The sequence below is a fragment of the Shinella sp. GW835-FHT14H05 genome, assembly GCF_058793575.1.
This window is the reverse complement of record NZ_JBXAFY010000014.1, coordinates 113154-126110: the sequence shown is the minus strand read 5'-3', so window position 1 is coordinate 126110 and position 12957 is coordinate 113154. Positions and strand designations below refer to the sequence as shown.

Here is a 12957-nt window from a genome sequence, read left to right as displayed (position 1 = left end):
AGCATAGATGGGGTAATCGGCTTCGTGCCCCATCTTCGCGATCGGAGGAAGGTGCTGCACTCCGAGCTGATGATAAAACGTGGTCTGTATGAAGCAGCCACAAGCATCAGAAAGTTGGAGCGCAGCCATGAAACATTACGCCGGCCTCGATGTGTCTGTCAAAGAAACCAGCGTTTGCATTGTCGACGCAAACGGAAAGACCTGCCGGGAGAAAAAGGTCGTATCTCACCCGGGAGATTTGGTCGCCATCCTGAGTGATCCCATATTCAATGTTGAACGGGTGGGCCTGGAGGCCGGGCCAATGTCTCAATGGCTGTTCGAGGGACTGGCAAAGGCAGGCCTTCCGGTCTTCTGCATCGAGACACGCCACACGAAGGCCTTCCTGAAAGCTTCGCAAACGAACAAGAGCGATCGCAACGACGCACGCGGCATTGCGCAGATGATGCGGGTGGGCCTTTTCAAGAATGTGCATGTGAAGACGCTCACGAGCCAGAAGCGTCGCGCCCTGCTCACAGCTCGCGCGCTGTTGCAGGAAAAGGCGATCGCCTTGGAGAACGACATGCGTGGACTACTGCGTAACTTCGGGCTGAAGGTCGGCCCGGTCGCAGGGGGTAAGTTCGAGGAGAGGATACGCGAACTCGCCGAGACCGACCCCGATCTGCTGGACATCATGGAGCCTTTGCTTGCTGGGCGGCGCAAGTTGCGCCAAGAGTTCGCCAGACTGGACAAGAAGGTTGTCCAGGAGGCAAAGCATGATGAGGTTTGCAAACGCCTGATGACGGTGCCTGGGGTCGGCTCTGTTGTCTCGCTCGCCTATGTCGCGACGATCGACGTACCCAAGCGATTCCGCCATTCGCGGGCGGTGGGAGCCGTGCTGGGGCTCACGCCGGTGCTCAACCAATCCGGCGAAAGCAAACGGATCGGTCATGTCTCCCTCTGCGGGGATGCCATGATGCGAGCGCTTCTATATGAGGCGGCGCAGACGATGCTGACGCGTGTGGCGAAATGGTGCTGGCTCAAAGCGTGGGCGATGAACATTGCCAGGCGGCATGGCAGAAAGAAGGCCAACGTTGCGTTGGCGCGTCGGCTTGCGGTGGTGATGCACCGGATGTGGGTGGACGGCTCGGAATTCCGCTGGACGCGGGAGGAGACGGTCAGCGCCATGCCCGCATAAAGCAGTCGTTCTCAACGTAATCAAACAAAGAGAAATTCAAAGTTCCGCCGCGCGGCGGAAAACGTCCTTCGCGGACGATGGTGATGCGAGCTCGTGGCCGGCGCTTATACCGATGGCGATAGGCCATCAGGATGCAGCATAGATTGGGCCGCATCATCTACTGAACCCCATGATGGGAGGGCTGAATGCTGATCCCGGAGAGAAGCGCGGGCCGCGAAGAAACGTTGAACGCCGCAAAAGTGGAAAGCTCGAAAAGCGCTTGACCTCAACACGCCGATTAGAGAAGCGACGGCCGCAGGCCGGGATTTCGGGAATTCTCGACGCGCCGGTGCGGGAAGCAGGGCAGCCGCAGGAGCCTCAGCGCAGCGGCTCGAAGAGAAGGCGGGACCGACTGCCCCCCGCGCCGGCGCCCCCTATCCTCAGACACCGCACATCCCCTCGCATTCGTTCGGCCAGAGGTCGAGCTGTCCACGGTCAGAGGCGGTCGACAGGTCGGCCTCGCCCAGCGGCACGCACGAGCGATGCAAGAAAATCTCGCCGCGGATACCGCGAACGCCGTTACGTAGCGCCCTGTCGACCTCGATGGCGTCGGCCCATGACGCAAGATCGTGGTCACGCATGAAGCGCCACCGAGCATTGTCGTGAAAAGGGCACCCGACGCAGGCGCTCTTTGGCGGATCGGGATAGCCATGACGGCGCAGCCAGGCGAGGCAATCCCGGCGGCTCATGCGCTTTTCGATGAGCGGAAAGCGCTTGACCTGCCAGGGCTCGAAGCTGGGCTTCGCCCGCACAATCTCGTCGCAGCTGATGCCGATCCATTGCTCCACGACGGCATGGTCAGGGGAACGCTTGCGGGTGAGGCCGGCAAGCTCGCGGACCTTTCTCCGGATCGGGACTATTTTATAGTCCGTAGTGCATTGCCTGCGGATCATACCGATCGACACGGTTTCGCGTGCCGTCGCGCGCGTGCCGATTTCAATCAGCTCGCCGTCATCGTCCTCGTCGTAGACCGGGACGACCACACCAGCGGGCGTGACCGTCTTGGCGAAGGCCGGGATGGACGCCCAGCGTTTGCCGTCGCCGGCGCCAATCAAGTCGTCACGAATATTGCCGGCGGAGACGATATGAACCGGGAACGGCAGCACGTTCCCCGACATGAGCCAGTCGAGATGGTCATAGACGGCCTGCGGCTCCCAGCCCGTGTCTGCGAAAATCGCACAATCGGGCATCGGCCCAATCTCGCCGTGGGCGGCCATCAACGCGAGCGTCGTGGATTGCACGCCCGCACCGAGGCTGAGCGCGCGAAGGCGAATGGCGGAGGAGCTGCCCTCCGCCGGTTCGAAACCAAGCGGAGAGAAGAACATCAGCGCCCCTCCGCAAATTCGTTGTGCAGCCAACGGCGAAGGTCGCGCCGCATGATACCGATCGAGCCGTTGATCTCGGTGATCCGTGCATCACCGACGATATGGCCGCGTTCGCGGAACAGATCGACGAGACGACGCATGACATCGAGATAGAGATGGCCGCCGACGAGGGCGATATCCGAAAAGGGAACGCGCCCATAGCCCGTCAGAGTCGCGATGTGCATTCCGGGATGCTCGCCGGAGGCCATGACAAGACGCGTGGTCTTCTGCTTCGGCCACCGCGTGCCGAGATCGCCAGCCTTCATCTCGGCCGCGATCGCCGGGGTCATGCGCGCGTCGTAGATTTCGATCGGCGTGGCTGCGGCACGGAATCCCAGGCGTGCGGACAGGAAGGCGACCTTTGCCTTCTCGCCACGCGGGTCGACCGATCGCAGCGTCCGCCAGAGGGGGCCGTCATAGCGCTCGATGGCCGGCATATAGGCCGGGCCGTCCCGCTTCGTCGCCGAGCAGGCGAGGATCAGGAGGCGGTTCGCGGGAAGGGGAGTCATCATGCTGCCTCCCGCTCTTCAGCCGCGGCCGGCTGCAGGCCGTGAAGATAGGCGACGGCGCGCTGCGCGTGCGCGGCGGCAGCGAAGATCGCCCGCTTATCATCGGAGAGCACTCGCAACCACGACTGAAGGTAGGAAGCGTGATCGGGGCGCGGCTCCAGTTCGGGCACGATGCCGAGATCGGCGCAGAGGAAGCAACTGCCAAGCTCAGCAATCAACTCCTCGCGGGCGCGCTCGCTGCGATCCTTGCTGTAGCGGCTGAGATCGCGGCCGACGCGATGCGCCGGCGCCGTCCAGTGCGTGGCCTCATGGCTGAGCGTTGCCACGTAGGAGGCCGCGTCCCTGAAGCTCTCGACGAATGGCATCTGTATGTGGTCGGTCGCAGGGCTGAAGAAGGCCCGGTCGCCACCATGACGGATATGCGCGCCGGTGTTGCGGAAGAACCGATCGGCATGCTCGATCCGCTCGACGGGATCTGGAACAGGCGCTGCGCCTTGATAGTAGCGGTCCGGCAAGCCGTCGATCTGCGCGACGTTGAAGACGGTATATGCCTTCAGGAAGGGGATCTCGCGCTCGATCTCGCCGCCATGGCCATCGGATTCGGACTTGCTGAAACGGCTGGCAAAGACCACGGTCGCACCAGACTCACCCTTGCGCACGGCCGCGCCAAGCTCCAACGCCTGCTTGAACGTCATCCACATCGGCGAGGAGAACCCCCGCGCGATGCCCTCCGACCACAAGAGCAGGACGTTCATGCCGCTATAGGGAAGGCCGTTGTGACGTAAAGGCCGGGTGATCCGGCCTTCCATGTTGGACGCGCGCCACGGTTGGACCCATGGGCGGACACCGTTCGAGAGATCCTCGACGATCCTGTCGGTGATGCGCGTGTAGATGTCGACGCGCTGCGTTTCGGTCTTTTTCCTCATTTTCCTTACCTCCGTTCCAGAGGTCGCGCCTATCGCGACCCCGTCACGGCGGTCCGGAAGCCGGAGCCATAGGGGGACGGCGCACGCATGGCGCCGGAACGAAGTGGAGGAGGGCGAAGCCCTTGCGCGGAATCCCGGTTCCGGCAGGACCGAAGCCGGACGGGTCGCGACGGCGAGCGCTCCGCGCTTTGGCCGCGACATAGAAATGCCCACCAACGAGGTAGGCATCCATGCCCCTCACTCGGTGGGATTTATGCGGGCAGGTCCGCCTCCAGATCTTTCTCGATCCGGCGCGTTCGTCCCATCCAGGGCTCCGGGCGAATGGCCTTCACCCAGTCCGCAAACGACGGGATGAGACCTAGATCCTCGATGACATGCTGCTCGCCAACCCATCGGGTCGGAATGATCCGGCCAGTCGAGAGCCTGATCGTTGGGCCGAAGATCGTCTCAGCCATGAATATGCCTTCCGCGTGGTGCCGCAGCGCACGGTGACGAAAATCGGCGGTGATCTCCTTACTGGCATCGAACCAGGAGTGGATCGGCATGTAGTCGTCAACTACACCGCCCCATTTCTTCACGGAGGAGAGGGAATGGTGATATGGATGCGCCATTGCCATACTCCTTAAAACTCATGAGAAGACTGTGCGCTCTCGATAAAGCGCTCGTTGAAATCAAGCAGAATGGTTCGCTTCGCGACATCGAACACGAACTCCCCGTAAGCACCTTCGCCGTCCTGCCACCCGCCGTGACTCTCGCCGAGGAGATCATAGATCATGGTTTCGATCGCGCTTTCCAAGGACTTGCTGGACTCCCTGCCGTTGGCATTGACGATCACGACCGTTGCATCAGGCAGCTCAACCGGCTCGTCAGCTATTCTCCCCTCCATCTCCGTGAGCTGGCCACTGTCCCCATATCCGTCAAATGTCACGACGACATGGGTCAGCCCCTGTTCCAACAGAGCTGCGAAAACGTTACTCTTGTTTCGTGAATGAATGTGTTGACCGTTCATTTGAGATTCCTTTTCTCCTCGGAAGCCGCGTCCATCGCGACCCGTCACGGCGGTCCGCAAGCCGGAACCATTGGGGGACGGCGCACGCGAAGCGCCGGAACGAAGTAGAGGAGGGCGAAGCCCTTGCGCTGAATCCCGGTTCCGGCAGGACCAAAGCCGGACGGGGCGCGTGGCACTTGCCTTGCCACCTTTTCCTTTCATGTTCCGATCTGGCGCCGGAACATCGAACCTGCTATATATCTGACCATCTGACTAGGTGACGCGAATGGGCAAGCAAACACAGCTATCTGGATCCAACAGGCCGGTGAACCCGGCAATGAGCGGGCGATGGAAGCTCGAGGACGCGAAAGCGCGCTTCAGCGAGGTCGTCCGGCATGCGCGTGAGGACGGTCCGCAACGCGTGACCGTTCGGGGACATGATGCGGTCGTCATCATGAGCGTCGAGGAGTTCGAACGCCTGACACCTGCCGCGCCTCGCGTGCCGTTCGTCAACTTCATGGAGGCTTTGCATCTCAGTGGCCTGGACCTCGAACGCGAGGCCGACCATGGCCGGGATGTAGAGCTTTGAGGGGCTGGCTGCTCGATACCAATGTTGTGGCCGCGCTGATCAATCCGCAGGGCGCACCCTCCGTCAAAGCATGGGCAGCAGGCCAGGACGAAGAGACGTTCCATCTCAGCATCCTGACACTCGCCGAATACGACAAGGGAATCTATAACCTGCCAAACGACCATCCCGATCGTTCGCGCTATATCGCATCGAGGGATGCTCTTGCGGATCGTTTTGGCGATCGCGTGCTTTCCCTGCGCGACGAGGCCGTGCGGCTCTGGGGACGCATATCGGGAGAGGTCAAGAAAGACACCGGGCATCCGCCACCCGTGATCGATACGCTGTTAGCGGCGACCGCAATCGAGAATGAGCTCTATCTCGTCACGCGCAACGTGAAAGACACACGCCATTCAGGCGCGGCTATTTTCGATCCATGGGCGGACGATCCGGCTGGCTTTCCGCTGAGTTCGAAGTCCAGAAAACCACGATAGCGAGAAACCGCTGACCAGGGTATTCAACCGGCAATCGCGGGGCATCCAAGCCTCGGCGACGATGTGTTTGAAGACTGCGGCGGCGCCATCGCCCAAGCCAAAAGAAGACGGCCGCAAAGAGCGGCCGACGCTGGCGGTTTGCCGATTGCGCGTGATTTGAAAGGTCAGCTGTCGCGCTTCCCTCGGGTCCGGACGTTATAGATGAGCCTCCCCACGAGAATGACCAAGGCGTATGCGGAGAATGTCATAGCAACGGTCCCGGTGATTGCGGGATTCCGGAGATCATTCGCGATGGTCGTTCCAACTGGCTGGTCGCGCAGGAGGTCGATAATTGCTGAGGGCGCGAAGAGTAACACCAACACTACGACACTGAGGCCCAATCCCCACAACCATTGTCCTGCAGTACCTCTTGCACTCAATTCGGCCTCCTCGGAATCCATATCACCTCGAAACTCGCCATTCGCAGGCCTATGGCACTGCTTGTAGCCGCAAGCCCAGGATATCACAATATCGCAGCTCTATCCGAGACGGCGGCGGTCAACGGTGGCACAAAAGAAAAAGGCGGGGCCGAAGCCCCGCCTGATCGCTCAACCGAGCGCATCCATCTGCGCTTCGGCCGCTTTGCGGTCGAGCGTCTGGCCGGGATTGTCGACCGGGCGATCGAACGGCTTCCAGCTTTCCCCGACGGCGTGTTCGTAGGCCGCAACCGCGCCTTCGGCGGCCATGCGGAGCGAGAATGCCTGGATTCCCATGTCGGCGGCGAATTCCCGCTTGCGCTGGGCGGAACTGTCGTAACCGACAATGCCGTCCCGGTCGTCGTCGCGGGCGTCGCTGGCGGCCTTGGCCGTAGCGTCGCGGGCTTCCGTCACGGCGCGCGAGTAGAACTGGCCGGCGCCATGGGCGGAACCGACGTAGGCTCCGACGATGCGTTGCAGGTGGATCTGCATCGCGCGCTCTGCGAGACCTTCGGAAAGCGCCTCGACGGTTTCGAGGATGAGGCGCTCGTGCGTGTCGCGCACGCCGTCGCCGTCGACGACGGCGGTCCCGAAGCTTTCGGCGATCCGCATCGCCTGGGCGGCATCCGGGCAGGTGAGCCGGACCATTTCAAGGGTTGCCCCCTTGCGGAGCTGGACGACGCGGGCGGACGGGCGGGAGGTTGCTGACTTGGCCATTTCGATTTCCTTTTCGGTTTCTTCCGAAGGCTTGCGCCGACCCCTTGCCGGAGCGCCCTTCGGTGCGGTCGAGAAAAGCCGGCGGTCAGACGGTCGCTTTCACAGGTCCGGGGCGCCTGAGCGAGAAAGGCGGGCTTGCGGCCAAGCGGGGGCACAGCCCCTGCGCGGGACGCGGGCTCGCCTTGCGAGGGGAGGGTGAACCGGCCGCAACGCGGCGCGCAGCGGCCTTGAAACGACCGGCCGCCGGATTACGACCGTGCTGAACCGAAGGGTGCTCCGGCAAGGGGTTGGCTCATCGCCCGAACCGAAAGGAAATCGATGGCCGCAAACGTCCGCATCCGCACGCCTCTTGCGCCGATCAGCCGCGTATGGTCCAACCCGGTCCGGCCGAACCAGATGCCGCTGGCGATCAGTCCGGATCGCAATGCGGGGACCGACATCATGTCGTCGAGCATTGGCTGTGCGTGGCCGCGCTCGACTGCCTCGTCCTTAGAGACTGCCGACAAGCTCGAAGGAACCCTCAAGGAGAGCTTGCAGCATCCCTACCGATCGCATCGGCCTTTGCCAGGACCGTCATGGCGCGCGGCAGCCAGGTCCTGAACTGGTGCTCCGAGATGCCCATCGGCTGCGCCGGCTCCCGCAGCAGAGCGACGAGTTCCGCGAACAGCTCGGCCTTGCGATAGACCGTTTCACCGAACGCTTCGGGAACCTCGACCGCCGGCCCGGAATAGGCCGCATCGGCGCCTTCCCATGCGCCGGTGACGTAGGTTTCGCCGGCAGTCTCGAAATCGGGATGCGCGCCGGTCCAGTCCTCGTCGGCGATGGCCAGACGGCAGGCGTCCTCTACGGTGTCAGCAGAGTGGGTCCTCTGGCGATAGTTCGGCACGCGGTATGTCGTTTCGATAGTATAGGTCTTCATGGTCTCCTCCATGGAAACTCGCGATGATGATGGGGATAGACACCGGCACGGGGGGGCGGGCGGCGCTATAAGTCGAGGATGAGCTGCCCGCCCTTCGGCGGCGCTGGAGCGCCGACCGGCCCAGGGCATTTTCGAAGAACACCGGCGGCGAGTGCGGCATGCTCACGATCGATATGCAGCTCGGTGGCGCGATGCCCGGACGGCCGGAGGCACCATCTCCCGACGCCCACCCTGCAGGTAGGGCAGGGGACGCGGGTGACGGGATGGTCCGGCCAGGTTTCGCCGCAGCGGTCGCAGGAGAAGATCATGACGGTCTCCGCCCGGCAGGTCGCTCGCGCAGAGCCTCGATTGCCCGGTCCTGCCGGGCGAGCTTGCGCGATAGCGCATCGATCTCCTGCTGCCGCTCGGCCGTGATCGCGGCGAGGTTGGCGCGATAGCGGGCAAGGAAGGCGCCTGCTTCCGGCGGCTGGCCTCGCCGATAGGAGCGCCGGCGCGGATGCAGGTGCGGGATGACCGCCGTCATCCGGCGAATGATCTGCCGGTCGATCAGGTCGAGCTGGTGCTGGGTCTGCCGACGTGCCTCCTCCATGCGGGACAGCAGCGAGCGGCAATCGGAAAGCGGCTTCATGACGCTTTCCTCCGCTCCCATCCGACGAAGGACGACGGGCCGTCATAGCCGGCATGACGCCCTTCATCGATAACGAAGCCGAAAGGCCCGCGTCCTTCGTATTCTGTCTTCGGCACCAGAAACCGCCGCTCCACGACATTGGCGCCACGTCGACCACCGAGGACGGCGACCACTTCGATCATGCCAGGATGATGGCCGGAGGTGATTGCCGACGCGACGATCCAGTCGCCGGCATGACGGCGCTCGAAGGCGCGGCGGTCCTTGCCGCTCGATTCTCCCGGCTGAAGCGGACGTCCGAAGATCGCCTCCCATTCGTCCGGCCATTTGTCCTTGATCGTGCGCTCCGCGAGCTTGCGCTCGTAGGTCGTGAACAGGTCGGGGAAGCTGAAGGCGACAATCGCCCAGGCTTCATCCTCCTCGTACCAACCCGAACTGATCCGAAGGGACCGGACGATCCGCTTGTTTCGCTCGGCGGAGAGGCGAAAGCCGCCATGGCCGGCGGTCATATGTGCGACGATGCCCTCGGCATAGATCGTCGCAAGCTGCGATGGCCCCCAGGGCGTGCTGCAGACCATCCGGGACTGGAGACGCTGAAGTCTCGACAGTTCGCGCTTATGCTGCGCGGTTTCCAGGACGCGCGACCGGAAAGCGGCCTCATCGGCAAGTTCGCCATCGTGTCCGTAGAAGTGCTCGCGCCGCAACGTCGACAGCGGTTGCGCCAGGCGCCAGGCGCTGGCGAGGAAACCGCCACCGGCGGCGCGTGGCAGCATGGCGAGCAAGAGATCGCCGAGACGGGCGACCGGAAAGCCTTCGCTGCTGGAGCCGAACTCGACCCCTGTATCCTCAAGGGTCGAAGCAGAATCGTCGGGAAGATCGGTCGCGCTCATGCCGCCGTCCTCCCCTCGACATGATCAGCCGCCAACTCGTCGGCCGTGACTTCGACCGTGAAGGCATCGGAAAACGCAGTGTTGTCAGCGAGCCAGGCGCTGGCGGCGTCCCGGTCAACGGCGAGATGAAGCATCAGCGCCGCAGGATCGTCCCTCTCGAAGATCCGGACCGATCCGATCTTCGGCCGGGAGGCAACCCGGAAACGATAGTTAAGGCCGGCGGAAAACGTGCGAAGGTCGTCTTCGCAGCGGAGCATAAAGAACGGCGCGACGCCGGGGCAGTCCTGGCCCATCTCGCCGAACTTGCGAACGAGAAGGCCGGCGCCGTTGTTGCGCTTCCAGTGATAGAGCGTCGCCACATGGTGTTCCGGGGGACGGGGGTTCCCATCGGACCATTCGACGACGGAACCGATGGGCGCGAGCGAGATGATCAGGTCCGCATTCATAGCGTTCTCCTGCAGGATCGAGGTTGCCGGACACACCTCCGCCACCGGTGATGCCGGCAGCGAAGTTGTCGAGTGGGAAAGGGAAGTGCGGCGGCCTATTCGGCGGCGATCGAGTAGGCGGTTTCTTCCTCGATGACGGTCTCCTCCGCCGGGGTGTCGCCATCCGCCTGCGCAGCGTCGGCATCGATCACCTCGGGGGCGGCTTCAGCGGTGGAATCGCCGTCTCCGTCGCCCTCGGATTCGCCCATGGCTAGATCGCGAGCCTTGAGGAGGTAGGAAAGCTCGCCCAGTTCCGGTGCAAAGCGGGCTGCAGGATGGACGAACACCCCCTCCTTGTAATGCTCGACAAGCGCGGCGCGCGTTTCGCGGACACGCTTACCCGGAAGGACCGACGCTGCGGCGCAGGATGATTCCAGCGCCGGGCGCGACAAGCATTCCACGAATGCTTCCGTCGCCATATTCGCGATGAAGCTGTCAGCTCCGATGGCATCGCCGGCGATGCGCGCGACGACACCGCTACTGGTGTGGCCCCTACGGCAAGACAGGGTGTCGATCAGCGCGGAACGGGCGGCGACGCGCAGGGTGTCCACGTCGAAGTCGAGCTTGCCGTTTTCGTCGAGCAGCATCGCGGCATGCCGGTTGAAGCGGTTCGTCCCGTACATTCCGTTGGAGGACGGCGACTGGACGTTCACATTGGCGCCGGCGAAGGCGAGAATGAGCAGCGCCATCAGCGTGTCGTCCTCGATTGGAGCACGGCCGAGCGCCTCGCGGAGCGCATCCGTGCGGAAATCGCCGATGATCTTGTAACCATCCTGCGTCACGTCGGGGCGCGGCTTGGTAACAATCACCTCGTCGGCGCCAGCGACTGCGCCGGAGGCGTCCTTGCCGGCCTTGGCTTTCGCCTTCTTCTTCTCGTCGGGCATCCGGTAATGCACAGTCTGCACCTTGCCGGTACGGTCGAGATACATGGCGGTATGGTCGGATTTCTGCGGCTTGGTGTAGACCTTCTCCGCCTTCTTCGGAAGTTCCGGCTCGCCGTAGGTGTTGACTTCGACAATCGCGCCCCGCTTCGGCAGATTGTTCGTCATCCATTCATGCTGGGCGCCAAGGTAGGCCTCGACATTGGTGGTGTAGCGGTTGTCCTCGTTGCCCGGCGCGAACAGGTCTTCGGCCCATTCGATGCCATAGGCCGCGGCGAGATCGTCACCGAAGCTGGCATCGCGCGCGAACATGCGCCGCTTGTTGAGCGCGCTGGCGATGTACGGCCAATGTGCCGTCTCGCCCCGCTTCGGCTTGTTGGCCTTCCAGACCTCGCCCTGCTCTTCAAGGCTCGCCGCCGCGATGAAACGCAGCTGCTGCTCATTGGGCATATCGCCGAGCGCCATCTGGTCGAGCATCGCGGGCAGGACGTTGGCGAGCAGTCGCAGCTTGCGGACCTGGCGGACCGGCAGGGCGAGCGCAAGTGCAATGGCTTCCTCCGTCCAGTTCTCGGCGACAAGGCGTTCGATTGCGCGCCACAGATCGACAGGGTTGAGGTTTTCACGCGCGAGGTTTTCGACCAGGTTGCGCATGCCGCCGTTGTCGTTAGCAGCCTCGATGACCAACACCTCGATTTCCGAGAGGCCAGCGGCGATGGCGCCGTCGCGGCGACGATGGCCGTTGTCGATGACGAGGCCGTTTCCACCATTGGACTCAGCGAAGACGATCGGTGGCACGACGATACCGACCGCCTTGATGGTCGCGACCATCAGCGCATCGGCCTGGGGCGATGATTTCGTCCGGCGCGACTTGTCGGGGTTGTCCTTGATCGAACGGGGATCGACGACTGCAACACGCATGGGATGGTCCTTTCCGGGGGTACGGACGCGGCTCTCTTGCCGGTCCTTCTCGTGTCTTCTTTTTTCCGAAGACACCTCCCGGACCGCAGGGCGGCCGGACCGCCGCAACTGCGGCCGAGCGTCCCTGCGGCGACGGACAAGCAGGGCCAAATGCCCTGCGAAGGACGAGTTGCCGGGATGCGCAGGCGGCGATTGAGCGAAGCGCCGGCGGGAGGACCGATCTGCGATCGGGTTCCTTCCCCTCTTTCTCCCTTTCCTTCCCCCTTTCCGTCCTTTCGCTATCGACCATGTTCTCGCCCGGATTGACGGCGAGCATCGTCGTCGGACGAATTGAACCGAAGGAGAGAGCGTGCGGACCACCACGGGAATGATATTGGCGCTGGCGACGGTAGCGCCTGCCTTGGCGGCAGACGGCGCGGCACAGCCGCCGGCGGGCGTCGACCCTAACGTGATCGCCTGCCAGAAGGTGACGGGCGCCGAGATGGAGCGGTTCATCGGCGCACCGGCGACGATCCGCGAGACAAGCGCCAACCTCTGCTCCTGGCAGGGCGGGAAGGCTGATGCCTACGCGCAGGTGATGTATTTTGCAGGAGAAAGCCAGGGCGTGCCGGCCGGCAGCGAGCGGGCGTATTTCGACCAGATGATCGAAGGCCAGAAGGCGCAGGCCAAGCCGGGGGAAATCGTCGAAGTGCCGGATGTCGGCGACAGCGCCTGGGGGCTGAAGCTCGGCCAGAACGAGACGGATTATTACGCCGTCTATCTGTTCAAGGGGAAAGACAACATCACGATCACCACGAACGGGATCGGGTACGACGCGACCGTCGGGATCGCGCGGCTGGCCGCGTCTCGCATGTGACCGGCCAGGACATGGGCAAAAAAAATGGGCCTGCGAAACCGCGGCCCATTGAAGTGTGAAGGTCTAAACCTCCAGAGGGGAACAGCTGACGCGGCGGCACTGGGAGGAGAAAGACCGCCATGTGCATCAACTGCGAGCATAATGCCCGTTTC

General features: G+C 63.2%; 16 protein-coding genes. 4 read left to right on the top strand and 12 right to left on the bottom strand.

Translation table 11 applies throughout. The annotated features are described in order from the left end of the window. Positions 1-127 precede the first annotated feature (127 nt). On the top strand, positions 128-1174 hold the full coding sequence (locus AC1Q6Z_RS28765; RefSeq protein WP_306041205.1) for an IS110 family RNA-guided transposase: 1047 nt from the start codon (positions 128-130) through the stop codon (positions 1172-1174). Positions 1175-1593: 419 nt separating this feature from the next. Here AC1Q6Z_RS28765 and AC1Q6Z_RS28760 read toward each other — a convergent pair whose 3' ends face one another. From AC1Q6Z_RS28760 to AC1Q6Z_RS28740, 5 genes are all read right to left on the bottom strand, one after another. After that, the gene (locus tag AC1Q6Z_RS28760) at positions 1594-2538 is read right to left on the bottom strand and encodes a hypothetical protein (RefSeq protein WP_306041461.1); all 945 of its coding nucleotides are present in this window, start codon (positions 2536-2538) and stop codon (positions 1594-1596) included. Then, positions 2538-3089 (bottom strand): hypothetical protein, encoded by a 552-nt coding sequence (locus AC1Q6Z_RS28755; RefSeq protein WP_306041462.1) that lies wholly within the window; start codon positions 3087-3089, stop codon positions 2538-2540. Before AC1Q6Z_RS28755 ends, AC1Q6Z_RS28760 begins: the two co-directional genes overlap by 1 nt. Continuing rightward, positions 3086-4012, bottom strand: a complete 927-nt coding sequence (locus AC1Q6Z_RS28750) for an ArdC family protein (RefSeq protein ID WP_306041463.1) — start codon at positions 4010-4012, stop codon at positions 3086-3088. The genes AC1Q6Z_RS28755 and AC1Q6Z_RS28750 overlap by 4 nt, the downstream gene beginning before the upstream one ends. A 251-nt stretch (positions 4013-4263) precedes the next feature. Beyond that, positions 4264-4623, bottom strand: coding sequence for a DUF6915 family protein (locus tag AC1Q6Z_RS28745; protein ID WP_306041465.1), 360 nt, complete (start codon positions 4621-4623; stop codon positions 4264-4266). Positions 4624-4634: 11 nt separating this feature from the next. Then, a complete protein-coding gene (locus AC1Q6Z_RS28740) occupies positions 4635-5021 on the bottom strand; it encodes a DUF6878 family protein (protein ID WP_306041467.1) in 387 nt (128 codons plus the stop codon). Between the two features lie 316 nt (positions 5022-5337). Between AC1Q6Z_RS28740 and AC1Q6Z_RS28735 the strand changes: the two genes are divergently transcribed. Both AC1Q6Z_RS28735 and AC1Q6Z_RS28730 read left to right on the top strand, forming a co-directional pair. Next, positions 5338-5589 (top strand): type II toxin-antitoxin system Phd/YefM family antitoxin, encoded by a 252-nt coding sequence (locus AC1Q6Z_RS28735; protein WP_370360521.1) that lies wholly within the window; start codon positions 5338-5340, stop codon positions 5587-5589. Further along, positions 5586-6059, top strand: a complete 474-nt coding sequence (locus AC1Q6Z_RS28730; RefSeq protein ID WP_306041471.1) for a type II toxin-antitoxin system VapC family toxin — start codon at positions 5586-5588, stop codon at positions 6057-6059. The genes AC1Q6Z_RS28735 and AC1Q6Z_RS28730 overlap by 4 nt, the downstream gene beginning before the upstream one ends. Positions 6060-6646: 587 nt before the next feature. Here AC1Q6Z_RS28730 and AC1Q6Z_RS28725 read toward each other — a convergent pair. The 7 genes from AC1Q6Z_RS28725 to AC1Q6Z_RS28695 form a co-directional block, all read right to left on the bottom strand. Continuing rightward, entirely contained in the window at positions 6647-7231 is a 585-nt protein-coding gene (locus tag AC1Q6Z_RS28725; RefSeq protein ID WP_306041473.1) for a hypothetical protein, read from the bottom strand. 248 nt (positions 7232-7479) lie between these two features. Next, entirely contained in the window at positions 7480-7686 is a 207-nt protein-coding gene (locus AC1Q6Z_RS28720; protein WP_306041475.1) for a hypothetical protein, read from the bottom strand. Positions 7687-7751: 65 nt separating this feature from the next. After that, on the bottom strand, positions 7752-8150 hold the full coding sequence (locus AC1Q6Z_RS28715) for a hypothetical protein (RefSeq protein ID WP_306041477.1): 399 nt from the start codon (positions 8148-8150) through the stop codon (positions 7752-7754). Between the two features lie 304 nt (positions 8151-8454). After that, positions 8455-8778: a hypothetical protein gene (locus AC1Q6Z_RS28710; RefSeq protein WP_306041478.1), complete on the bottom strand. Its 324-nt coding sequence runs from the start codon at positions 8776-8778 to the stop codon at positions 8455-8457. Further along, entirely contained in the window at positions 8775-9665 is an 891-nt protein-coding gene (locus AC1Q6Z_RS28705; RefSeq protein ID WP_306041480.1) for a DUF7007 domain-containing protein, read from the bottom strand. The genes AC1Q6Z_RS28710 and AC1Q6Z_RS28705 overlap by 4 nt, the downstream gene beginning before the upstream one ends. Then, positions 9662-10111, bottom strand: coding sequence for a UCP036055 family protein (locus tag AC1Q6Z_RS28700; protein WP_306041481.1), 450 nt, complete (start codon positions 10109-10111; stop codon positions 9662-9664). Before AC1Q6Z_RS28700 ends, AC1Q6Z_RS28705 begins: the two co-directional genes overlap by 4 nt. A gap of 95 nt (positions 10112-10206) precedes the next feature. Next, on the bottom strand, positions 10207-11949 hold the full coding sequence (locus tag AC1Q6Z_RS28695) for a ParB N-terminal domain-containing protein (protein WP_306041483.1): 1743 nt from the start codon (positions 11947-11949) through the stop codon (positions 10207-10209). A 349-nt stretch (positions 11950-12298) separates the two neighbouring features. Between AC1Q6Z_RS28695 and AC1Q6Z_RS28690 the strand changes: the two genes are divergently transcribed. Beyond that, a complete protein-coding gene (locus tag AC1Q6Z_RS28690) occupies positions 12299-12805 on the top strand; it encodes a hypothetical protein (protein WP_306041485.1) in 507 nt (168 codons plus the stop codon). Positions 12806-12957: the final 152 nt, after the last annotated feature.

What these genes read in the sequence shown, in the direction of transcription:
- AC1Q6Z_RS28765 (WP_306041205.1), top strand. Translation starts at nt 128, where the DNA reads ATGAAACATTACGCCGGCCTCGATGTGTCTGTCAAAGAAACCAGCGTT.
- AC1Q6Z_RS28760 (WP_306041461.1), bottom strand. Translation starts at nt 2,538, where the DNA reads ATGTTCTTCTCTCCGCTTGGTTTCGAACCGGCGGAGGGCAGCTCCTCC.
- AC1Q6Z_RS28755 (WP_306041462.1), bottom strand. Translation starts at nt 3,089, where the DNA reads ATGATGACTCCCCTTCCCGCGAACCGCCTCCTGATCCTCGCCTGCTCG.
- AC1Q6Z_RS28750 (WP_306041463.1), bottom strand. Translation starts at nt 4,012, where the DNA reads ATGAGGAAAAAGACCGAAACGCAGCGCGTCGACATCTACACGCGCATC.
- AC1Q6Z_RS28745 (WP_306041465.1), bottom strand. Translation starts at nt 4,623, where the DNA reads ATGGCGCATCCATATCACCATTCCCTCTCCTCCGTGAAGAAATGGGGC.
- AC1Q6Z_RS28740 (WP_306041467.1), bottom strand. Translation starts at nt 5,021, where the DNA reads ATGAACGGTCAACACATTCATTCACGAAACAAGAGTAACGTTTTCGCA.
- AC1Q6Z_RS28735 (WP_370360521.1), top strand. Translation starts at nt 5,338, where the DNA reads ATGAGCGGGCGATGGAAGCTCGAGGACGCGAAAGCGCGCTTCAGCGAG.
- AC1Q6Z_RS28725 (WP_306041473.1), bottom strand. Translation starts at nt 7,231, where the DNA reads ATGGCCAAGTCAGCAACCTCCCGCCCGTCCGCCCGCGTCGTCCAGCTC.
- AC1Q6Z_RS28720 (WP_306041475.1), bottom strand. Translation starts at nt 7,686, where the DNA reads ATGCTCGACGACATGATGTCGGTCCCCGCATTGCGATCCGGACTGATC.
- AC1Q6Z_RS28715 (WP_306041477.1), bottom strand. Translation starts at nt 8,150, where the DNA reads ATGAAGACCTATACTATCGAAACGACATACCGCGTGCCGAACTATCGC.
- AC1Q6Z_RS28710 (WP_306041478.1), bottom strand. Translation starts at nt 8,778, where the DNA reads ATGAAGCCGCTTTCCGATTGCCGCTCGCTGCTGTCCCGCATGGAGGAG.
- AC1Q6Z_RS28705 (WP_306041480.1), bottom strand. Translation starts at nt 9,665, where the DNA reads ATGAGCGCGACCGATCTTCCCGACGATTCTGCTTCGACCCTTGAGGAT.
- AC1Q6Z_RS28700 (WP_306041481.1), bottom strand. Translation starts at nt 10,111, where the DNA reads ATGAATGCGGACCTGATCATCTCGCTCGCGCCCATCGGTTCCGTCGTC.
- AC1Q6Z_RS28695 (WP_306041483.1), bottom strand. Translation starts at nt 11,949, where the DNA reads ATGCGTGTTGCAGTCGTCGATCCCCGTTCGATCAAGGACAACCCCGAC.